The sequence below is a fragment of the Paenisporosarcina sp. P5_A11 genome (genome assembly GCF_056400705.1).
On sequence record NZ_JBFUKT010000124.1, the window covers coordinates 1 to 9,959 of the forward strand.

The following is a 9,959-nucleotide window of genomic DNA, read 5'->3' on the forward strand; positions in this document are numbered from 1 at the left end:
TTTAATCTATATGGGGGTCTTATAGAAAGGTCATCGTTTTAGTATGCTCTTATTATTTAAAATAATTTATTATTTGGATGAACTTCGTTGCGAATTTTATCACTTTCTAAGCGTTCCTTGTACTGGTCCGTTGTTACATCTTCTTCTTCATCGTCAACTCCACCAGATAGAATTTCATTTTCAGTGGAATTTGTATCAAATGCAAATGCATTACCATGTCCATCTGTTTCATAACCAGTTTCTTCATATTCATCAGTTTCTTTGTTTAGCTTAGCTTCTTCGAATTCATTCGTCGGTTCATGATGTTTACCAGCTGTATATTCTGTTCCTAAAACTCGTTCTTCATCTTCGGCTTGAATTCGAGAATCTTTATCAAAGTCGTTTTTCATGTCACCTGAAGGGAATTCATTTTCTTCATTAGTAACTCCAAAAGCAGCTGGTCCTAAATTCGGATCCGCACCAGGTGATTGGAAGCCATCTGTTTGTTGCTCGTTTGTAATGGCTTCATTTGTTGTAGGACGTTGTTCTTGAACCATTTTATCTTCTTGCATCGAATGGCCGATATGGTCTTCTTCTCTTGCWAAATAAGGATCCGTTGCAAAAGTTTCACCTCGAGCAAATCGATCTTGAGGTTCATCAAAGCGACCATCTGTTTCATTTACAAAGCCATTTGTCGATGGTGAAAACCCTTGCTGTTGAGAGTATTCACTTTGTGGTTCTTCATTGTTTTTTTCAAATGTTGTTTCACTCCGTGGTTCTCCCGCTCCAAATGTTGTCGAATCATTTTGCACACTGAACTGTTCATTACCTGTTACATTTGAATCGGTTTCATCAAATCGTGATTCAATAAATTCTGTTTTTGTAGTAGCAGCCACTTCACTAATGGATGTATCTTCAAATCCGGGTTCAGTTGTTTGCACGTGGCGTTCTTCTCCACTGTACGATTCATAACTGTTTCCAGTAGCACCAAATGTATCGTAACCTTGTTCAAATTCACTTTCTGGTGAATTGACAACTCTTTCTTTCAAGCCTTCCGTATAAAGGACAAATCCTCCACTTGCTACATCTTTCGAGTAACGTTCAGTTTCAGCTTCATTTAAATCTAATTTTCTTAATCCCTCAGTTACTGCATCTTCTCCAGTGAACCAAGATTTAAACTTATCCATAAATGTACCAGCTTCGTGTGTGGCAACTTCCGAATGTCGATTTAATGTGCTCATATGCGAATGATCCTTAGAAATCACATGAATATCGCTTTCATCATATCCATGGGCTTTTAATTGCTCTAACTTTTCATACATTTCATCTTCTGTACGAGCTACTACAATTTTGCGGTTTGATTCTAATTTCATGGTGGTTCCTCCTATTTTTTGTGTTTACAATCTATCTACCCCACCAATTTAATAACTTAAACACTTTTTGAATTTTTAATTTATTTGTAATATACGACATAATAAAAACCTTTGTTAATGATAACAAAGGTTTTTAGGATTCATTTTAATTGTAAAACTTGCGATAAATTTCCTGCGATTTTGATATCTTTAAAGTCTAGTCCAAGATTTATGGCTGTTAAGGCTATTTCAGGTCTAACACCTGACAATGTTGTTTTAACACCAACAATCTTTAACGCATCTATTAATTGGAAGATTTGCATAGCTACCATCGTATCAATCATATTTACACCAGATAAATCGATGTATAGATGTGTAATCCCTTTATTTGTACATTCGCTAAGTGTATTTTCAAGTAAGTATTTTGCTCGTTGGGTATCAATTTCTCCAACTACTGGAAGTAATCCCGTATGATGTTGTAGCTGGATGACAGGAGCACTCAATTCATTAATTAATGTTTGTTGGCTTTTTAATCTTTTCGTTGCTAACAAATCATGAACTTCAACAAACCTCGTCATAATTTTGCCAAATGCTTTAATAATAATGGCAATCCATGAATTCACTTTGGCATTAGAGTATTTTTCTTCACTTTCATTTGTGAATTCTGTAATCATACAAATATACTGGTCTTGAACATTTAAAAATTCTCGTAAAATGACATGAGTTGGCGTTGATTGATGTCCGTTGTCTGAAGCAATCTCAATTACCCATTCTTCAAAAGACTGAAAAAATGCCTCCTCTTTTTCAATAAAGACTTGGATAAGATGTTCATGAAAACTATAGTTCTGAGCCTTTAATCGAGCGATTGCAGTCTCATCTGTAGATGCGTATACACCAGTCGCTGTTGATTTATCAATCGAGTCATACCAGTCGTCCGTTAATTGTTTCGTTTTATTCATTAAGTAATTGTACAGTTCAACATTTTGATGCACTAAGCTCTCTCCTTTTCATATCTTGCTTCCTTTCTGGTACGATACATAAAAGGAGCTGATTTTTAATGGTATTAAATCTATTATCTTCTCATACATCTATTCGCACATATAAAAACACAAAACTTTCAAAAGAAGAAGTCTTCGAACTAATTTCTGTTGCCCAACATGCAGCAAGTTCACATTTTGTTCAAGCTTATAGTGTAATTTGGGTTACTGATGATCAAATCAAGAAAAAACTAGGTGAGTATTCTAAAAATCCGCATCAAATGGAAACTGCAGGTGCAGTATTTGTATGTTGCGTAGACTTTGAGAGACTTCATATTGCGGGCCTATTAAATGATACTTCTATTGTAACGGATAGTGCTGAAAATGTAATGGTCGGAACTATCGATGTTGCCCTTTTCGCACAAAATTTGGCCATTGCCGCTGAATCTAAAGGATATGGCATTTGTTATATAGGAGGAGTCAGAAATAACCCCGCTGAAATTAGCGAATTATTGAATCTTCCTGCAAAGGTATTTCCTGTATTTGCTATGACTATGGGTGTTCCTGATGAACAACATGAAGTGAAACCACGTTTACCCGTTGATGCGGTTCTTCATGAAAATGGCTATGACAGCGGAAAATATAATACCTTGTTACCCAAGTACGATAAAACGATCGAAGAATATTACGCGTCTAGAAGTTCTAATCAAAAATCTACAAACTGGACCAAATCTATGGCTGAATTTTTAAAAGTACCTCGACGTACACATTTGAAAAAATTCTTGCAAGATAGAGGATTTACTTGGAAATGATATTTGATTATGTATCACATCAGCAACTAATTTAGTTGCTGATTCTTTTAATGGAATTATTTGTTACACAATCATTTTTTTGGTACAAAATCCAAAAACAAATCAAACTTTTATCTAGTTAAAAATACGAACATATATTCTGTTTGTGTTATAATAATAAAAACAATGGCCTATGAGAGATAGCGGATGGTCACTTCCATGAGAATGGGGGTGATGTTATGACGTATTTTGAATCGATGACTTTGCTCATACAGCTTGCAACTGTGATGATCGGTGGGTTCTCAATTCTTGTTTCACTAGTCATTTTCTTCGCTAAAAAGAAATAGCCGTCCTCACTGGTTAGGCGAGACGACTATTTCTAACTTATATTGGACCAACCGCTATTTCGTACATGAGCGATTGTTGACTAGGTGCTGACACACCTAGTCTTTCTGAATCAAGTATACACTATATTATTGAACTTCTCAAAGGTTTCTCGTGACAAATCGACTACTTGTTTTTGAGAAATTCTTGTTCTTGTTGTAATGTCGGACCTGCCTTTAATTCGCGATTAACCGCCCACTCTCTTGTATCCTGGGCAGTTTCTGCTAATGGTCGGAAAGTTAATCCATTGGCAATTGCACGTTTATTTTCAACAACAAAAAAACCTTCAGGAAAATCTTTGGAAATTGGCATCCAAAACGGATATCTTCGCACGCCTAAATCGACTGATTCCAATTCTGCATCAGTCACCCACTCTTTTTCAATTTCGTCGTTGGCAATTTCATCAATAAATTCATCCATCGACAATGGGTTTGAAGCCACATTAAACGTTCCTGCTTTGCTTTCTTCAACCATTTGCACAATCCATTTTGCCATATCTCGTGCATCAATCCATTGAACTTTCCTATGTGGTTCATTTCCTCCTGGTACAGCGACTTTCCCAGCTTCACCTAATTTTTGAGCATAGTAGGTAAATCGATCTGTCGGGTCATGTGGACCAACTACGATACAAGGACGAATGATTAAGGCATGTTTTTTAAAGGTGTCATTTACTAGTTGTTCACACATCACTTTTAATGGACCATACGTAGCGCCCGTTACTTCATCAGTTTCAATGTTTTGAGTGAAAGTCGAACTTGATTCGTTTGGTCTGCCATTTTTATAATCATCATAAACCGAAATTGTTGAAATAAACATATAGGTTTTTGTTTTATTTTTTAATACATCCAGCATTGGGTGTAAATCTTGCGGTGAATAAGCGCRAGTATCAAATACTGCATCCCACTCTTCGTCCCCTACTAAATGTGCATCTTTCCGTCGATCACCTTGAATATGTCTTAAGTGTTTATAAACTTCTGAGTTTGTTTTCCCGCGATTAAATAACACCACTTCATGTCCACTTTTTTCTGCTGCTTCGACTAAATAACGTCCAACAAATGACGTTCCACCCAATACTAATATTTTCATTAATCGAACACCTCCTTATAGAAGAAGTTCTTCGTGAAATAAAAAAATCCTTTAAACAATATTTGTAAAGCATTGGTTGTGGATTTTAAAGCATACTAATTTGTAGTAAATGACGATTTAGAAAGTAGGAAAACGGATACAGAAAGAGAAGGGTTTTTTCTGGGACGAAACTCGTATTTTGTCGAACTTTGCAACATTTTGTCTTATGAGATGTTACAATCAAACTTATCTTATTGAACAAAAGGAGCATTTTATGGATATTCAATGGACCCAACTTCCCCAAATTAAAACGCTCCAAGTATATGGACCTACCTCTCAATCCACGGTTGGAATTGTATACGATTCAAGAGATGTACAAAACCAGTTTGCCTTTTTTTGTATTATCGGAGAAGAAACCGATGGTCACTTATACATAGATGAAGCGATTCAAAATGGAGCTACAACGATTGTTGGATCCGATAAAGCTACGATCGAAAAGTACGTACCCTTACATGCCAATATTTCATTTGTATTGGTTCGTGATTCACGTGAAGCATTGGCATTTACAGCCATCGAATTTTATCATCATGCTTCTGATAAATTATTTAAAGTAGGCGTAACCGGTACAAATGGAAAAACTACAGTTGCAACATTTGTCAGAAACTTATTCAACTTGTTAGGTTTGCCTTGTGGAATGCTTGGAACTAATGGCATTTTCACATCAAAAGAAGCCCTTCATATTAAGAAAAGCACACCGACAACGCCGATATCTTCAGATGTACAAGCGATTTTTAGTGAGCTTATCAAACGTGGAGATGTTGCTGCTGCCATGGAAGTTTCTTCGATTGCATTAGATCAATATCGAGTTGGTGGATTTGAATTTGATGTAGCCATTCATACAAATATTTCCGAAGAACATATGGAGTATCACAAAACATTTGACCATTATAAGATGTGTAAACTGCGCTTATTTACTCAAGCAAAAGCAAGTGTAGTCAATTTAGACGATGCTGGCATGAGCAAAGATATTATTCGAGTTGTTCAAGGATCGGTTATCACTTACTCAAATAACATAAATTCCGATGCTGATTTAATTTGGACAAACATCCAGCACTTAGCGGATGGTATGTCATTTGAATTGCTTTATAAAGGGAAATCTCATCAAATTCGCATCCCAATCTACGGAGAATATAATGTTGGAAATTTAGTTTCTGCCATTGGAGCTGCATTATTGGCTAGAATTCCACTTGATAAAATCTTATTGGCTTTGCCAATGATGGAACAAGTTGATGGTCGTTTTCAAGTCATTCATGGACCTGATGATCGGATAATCGTTTTAGACTATGCCCATACACCAGTCGCTTTAGAAGCCATTATGAAAGCTGTAAAAAAATTGCCGCACAAACGGTTGATTACTTTAATCACCGGAATTGGCATTCGAGATTTTGTAAAAATGCCGAAAATGGCGAAAACCGCTGAAGGTAAGACTGACGTCATAGTCGTATCTGTCGATCATCCTGGGGACAATGATCCATGGCAAGTTGTTGATGCTGTGTTGAAAGGTTTCAGAGTTCCTTATTTGCAAGAAGTGCTAACTGCTCCGTCTCGTCATGAAGCCGTAAACAAAGCATTAAAGGAAAGTAATCCGGGAGATATCGTTTTACTGACTAGTGGTTGCATTAACGGTGCGCAAATAGTGCGTGGCGAATATATTCCACATTCTGATGAAGACATCATTCATGATTTCTTTTACAATTCAAAACTTAGTGTGTAAAACCTTCAGGTCCTCGAGCCTGAAGGTTTTTTTGAAAGGATGGAAGATGGCATTTAGAGGTGAGCAATCGCTCAGTTGGAATTTTTGTCGTCCAAGTTGGAAAATATCGATGCCAAGTTGGAATTTTTGAGAGCCAAGTTGGAAAAATCGAGCTCCAAGTTGGAATCGGTCCGTTGATTGTGCATTCCAAACACAGAAAAAAGCTTCTGGCAAATGCCAGAAGCTCTCTATATCACTATTTTTGATTTTTTTCTTTGCGTTTCGTTGCTGCTTCTATATATGCTTTGAATAAACGTTTTGATCCTTCGTCCCCAACTTGTGCAAATTCCTCAGGGTGCCATTGGAAACCAAAAACGAAGGAATGTTCCGTACTTTCAACACCTTCAATGATACCGTCTGTTGCACGAGCCACAACTTTTAATGGACCAGTTACTTCATTAACAGCTTGGTGGTGGAACGAATTCACTCTAAATTCGTCTTCTTGGAGCATTTCGTACATACGGCTATCTTTTTCAACTTTTACAGGATGTGAACGATGTGTTCTTTCCGCTTGTTGTTTATGTTGCATCACTTCTTCTTCACGTTGCGAATGGATACTTTGATATAGCGAGCCTCCAGTAGCAACATTTAGCATATGCAGTCCTCTACATACACCGATGTAAGGTTTATCAAGTTCCAACATCTTTTGAACAAGTGCATGCTCCATCGCGTCTAACTTTGGAGCAATCTTACCTAAATGTACATGTGGTTCTTGACCATAATAAGAAGGATCAATATCTTCGCCACCTGTTACAAATAGCGCATCGATTTGTTTGCACATTGCCTCTAAATCTTCTCCCGGTACAAGTGGAATCAATAATGGAATTCCTCCCGCTTGCGTAATTGCATTGGGATATACAGGTGGCATATAGTAGCCACCATCTTTTTGTACTTCTGCAGTTATTCCAACAATTGGTTTCATCTATATTCTCCGTTCTTTAGTTAGCTTTGCTCTAAATCAGAATATACCCTTAATAGCTATTCCAAAAACGTAACAATCTATTCCAATAATTTCTTTAATGCGGGATTCTTGTATAAGCTGTTTTTTGAGATGCAGTATCAAAGGTAATGATAGTGGTAGGTAAATAAATATGACTACTTTCATTTACAATTTCATGTTCACAGAACAATAATGAAAGAATAAATCCGAAGACGATGAACACGTTTTGGTAATAAATGTTATTCAATGAATTTGCTATCCATCTTTACAACTCCAGTATATTTTCACTTGTGATGTGAACTTCGAAAAATTATGTATTAATACGTTTGATATTAATCAATATAAACATCAAATTCGCAAAGAAAGTTGTGATTCCTTTGACAGTAAGTACAGATGTTACGGTTAGAAAAATGACCAGTGCTGATTTTTCATGTTGGCTTGAAATGAGAACCTTATTATGGCCCGATTGCCCAAAAGAAGAACATAAACAAGAGATTTTAGAACAATTGGATTCTCCACAATCATTGCAAGCCTTTATTATTGAACTCCAAAACGAACCAATTGGGTTTTTAGAGGCTGCAATCCACCAAAATGCACATAAGCAATTTGGACAAGCTGGTTACATAGAAGGATGGTTTGTTAAAGGCTTATATAGAATGCGCGGGTATGGAAAGAATTTAGTTGAAGCTGCTGAAACGTGGACTGTTGAAATGGGGTATTCGCAAATTGCCTCTGATACAGAAGATTTTAATGTAGGAAGCATCGTCGCCCATAATAGATTAGGATACATTGAACAATTTCGTGCCGATGGCGAAGTGAAATTTATAAAGTCAATACATTAAAAGAGTGCTAGCTGTGCTCTATTTTGATATGTGTCGACTTTTTTTCGTTGGTTACTAATCTTTTAGAGCCTTTCTTTCGTATTCTATATAAGGACTTAGAAAATGAGGTGAGTAGGATGAAAACAATTATTATGTTTTTATGTATGGCAATGAGTTTATTTACATATTCATCCATCGTAGATGCACATGCGGATTTGGCTTCGAGCTCTCCTGCTGACGGAGCCATTTTGGAAATTGCACCTTCAGAAGTAGTGCTTAAGTTTACTACGACAATAGACAATCAAGTATTTGAAATAGATGCCTTAAATGTTAAAGGCGCCTCTTTAGTAAATGGAGTACCTCATTTAAGCTCGGCAAAAAATGAGTTAACCCTTCCTCTTTCTGATCAAATAAGTGGATTAGTGACCATTCCTTATTCAGTCATCTCTAAAGATGGCCATCCGATTGAAGGAAGTATTTCTTTTACAGTCGAAGCTAAAGAAACACCTCCAGCTTCTTTAAATGATGCCAATGAAAATCCGGTAGTCGTATCATCAATTGTTGAAGAGACTGAGAATGCTGATAAGACTGAAACATCTTCTTCAAATGAAACAGTTGAACAATCTTCAATGACGAAGACATCAGCAAAAGATATGAACCAAGATGCAAGTGAACAAACTGCTACTCCCCTTTCTTCTATAATAAAATCAGTATATTTACTGTCATTATTATTATTAACAGGTTCTTTATTATGGAGATTCCAGGGACACAAAGTTCCTTACTTAGCGAAAATGCAATTGCTTCACTTGGCATTGCTTGCTCTTTTCACTTGGTCACAAGCTCGTAACTTTACTCGTGTTTTTGAAGGTGTGTCATGGCAAGATTTATTTCTTCGAACAGAGATTGGCCAATTTTGGACTGCAGCTCTTGTAATCACAGTTTTGGGTCTATATATTGTAGGACGTAATCGATATGTAGATCTTGCATGGTTATCAGGAATTTTAATTGCAAAAAGCTTAAACAGTCATGCAATTGCTACGGATATACCTGCTTTAACAGTTGGCTTGAATTTCATTCATCTATTGTTATCAGCACTTTGGATAGCAGGTTTATTTTATGTCATTATTTTGTGGAAAAAAGGAACGGCTAAAGCGTTTATTCCCACTTTTTCAAAAACCGCCCTGCTTAGCATCATTAGTTTAACGGTTACGGGTAGTATTTACGCATGGCTACTAGCTCCATCCATTTCAGCTTTATGGACCACAACTTGGGGATACTGGTTAATTGCGAAAATTGTCGCTGTCCTTGGGGTGTTCATCTTAGGAGCATTCATTCGACGTCATATGAAGAAAACTGGTTCACTTTCAGAGCGACGCTACCTATACTTTGATGTGGTTCTTGCCATCACAGTTCTACTTATTGTAGGTGTGTTAACACAACTTAGCTCTTCAATATAGGCAAACGTCCAACTCCGCCCATTCTTCGTGAATAGGTTAATGAAGAATGGATGTGAATTCATGGGCGAGCGAAAAAAAACCAGATCTTGTCAATGTGCGACTTGTAAAGAAAGACGAAGTTCAAGAGTATACTCCCAACGAGAATATGTTGGAACACAAGGTGGGCGCGGTGAAAACGAATCTCCTAGAATAGATGGTGAAGTTGGTTCAACTAACATTCCTGGTGTCGAAGGAACTCAAGGAAAACCTAGCTTTCCAGGCGAAGCTGGGCCTCAAGGTGTTCAGGGCATACAAGGTAAAATGGGKTCTCAAGGTCTTACGGGCAAACAAGGTGAAACTGGACCTCAAGGTATTCCTGGTGTAAAAGGCGAAACTGGGCC

General features: G+C 37.0%; 8 protein-coding genes and 1 pseudogene. 5 read left to right on the forward strand and 4 right to left on the reverse strand.

Features of this window, described 5'->3' with window-relative positions:
• Positions 1-56 precede the first annotated feature (56 nt).
• On the reverse strand, positions 57-1,352 hold the full coding sequence (locus tag AC1DOS_RS14440; RefSeq protein ID WP_477538057.1) for a YflT domain-containing protein: 1,296 nt from the start codon (positions 1,350-1,352) through the stop codon (positions 57-59).
• A gap of 140 nt (positions 1,353-1,492) precedes the next feature.
• Positions 1,493-2,323 (reverse strand): STAS domain-containing protein, encoded by an 831-nt coding sequence (locus AC1DOS_RS14445; RefSeq protein ID WP_477538058.1) that lies wholly within the window; start codon positions 2,321-2,323, stop codon positions 1,493-1,495.
• A 65-nt stretch (positions 2,324-2,388) separates the two neighbouring features.
• On the opposite strand from AC1DOS_RS14445, the gene AC1DOS_RS14450 reads away from it, so the two are divergent.
• On the forward strand, positions 2,389-3,120 hold the full coding sequence (locus tag AC1DOS_RS14450; protein ID WP_108587240.1) for an NADPH-dependent oxidoreductase: 732 nt from the start codon (positions 2,389-2,391) through the stop codon (positions 3,118-3,120).
• A gap of 489 nt (positions 3,121-3,609) precedes the next feature.
• Here the strand turns inward: AC1DOS_RS14450 and AC1DOS_RS14455 are convergent, their stop codons facing one another.
• On the reverse strand, positions 3,610-4,569 hold the full coding sequence (locus tag AC1DOS_RS14455; protein WP_477538059.1) for an NAD-dependent epimerase/dehydratase family protein: 960 nt from the start codon (positions 4,567-4,569) through the stop codon (positions 3,610-3,612).
• 253 nt (positions 4,570-4,822) lie between these two features.
• Between AC1DOS_RS14455 and AC1DOS_RS14460 the strand changes: the two genes are divergently transcribed.
• Positions 4,823-6,322 carry a UDP-N-acetylmuramoyl-L-alanyl-D-glutamate--2,6-diaminopimelate ligase gene (locus tag AC1DOS_RS14460; protein ID WP_477538060.1) on the forward strand — a complete coding sequence of 500 codons (1,500 nt, stop codon included), beginning with the start codon at positions 4,823-4,825 and terminating at the stop codon, positions 6,320-6,322.
• 235 nt (positions 6,323-6,557) lie between these two features.
• Here AC1DOS_RS14460 and AC1DOS_RS14465 read toward each other — a convergent pair whose 3' ends face one another.
• Entirely contained in the window at positions 6,558-7,283 is a 726-nt protein-coding gene (locus AC1DOS_RS14465; protein WP_477538061.1) for a gamma-glutamyl-gamma-aminobutyrate hydrolase family protein, read from the reverse strand.
• A gap of 395 nt (positions 7,284-7,678) precedes the next feature.
• Between AC1DOS_RS14465 and AC1DOS_RS14470 the strand changes: the two genes are divergently transcribed.
• The 3 genes and pseudogenes from AC1DOS_RS14470 to AC1DOS_RS14480 form a co-directional block, all read left to right on the forward strand.
• A complete protein-coding gene (locus AC1DOS_RS14470) occupies positions 7,679-8,143 on the forward strand; it encodes a GNAT family N-acetyltransferase (RefSeq protein ID WP_477538062.1) in 465 nt (154 codons plus the stop codon).
• Between the two features lie 116 nt (positions 8,144-8,259).
• Positions 8,260-9,579 carry a copper resistance CopC/CopD family protein gene (locus AC1DOS_RS14475; RefSeq protein ID WP_477538063.1) on the forward strand — a complete coding sequence of 440 codons (1,320 nt, stop codon included), beginning with the start codon at positions 8,260-8,262 and terminating at the stop codon, positions 9,577-9,579.
• Positions 9,580-9,639: 60 nt separating this feature from the next.
• Positions 9,640-9,959 (forward strand): annotated as a pseudogene (locus AC1DOS_RS14480) (hypothetical protein); the annotation flags it as partial.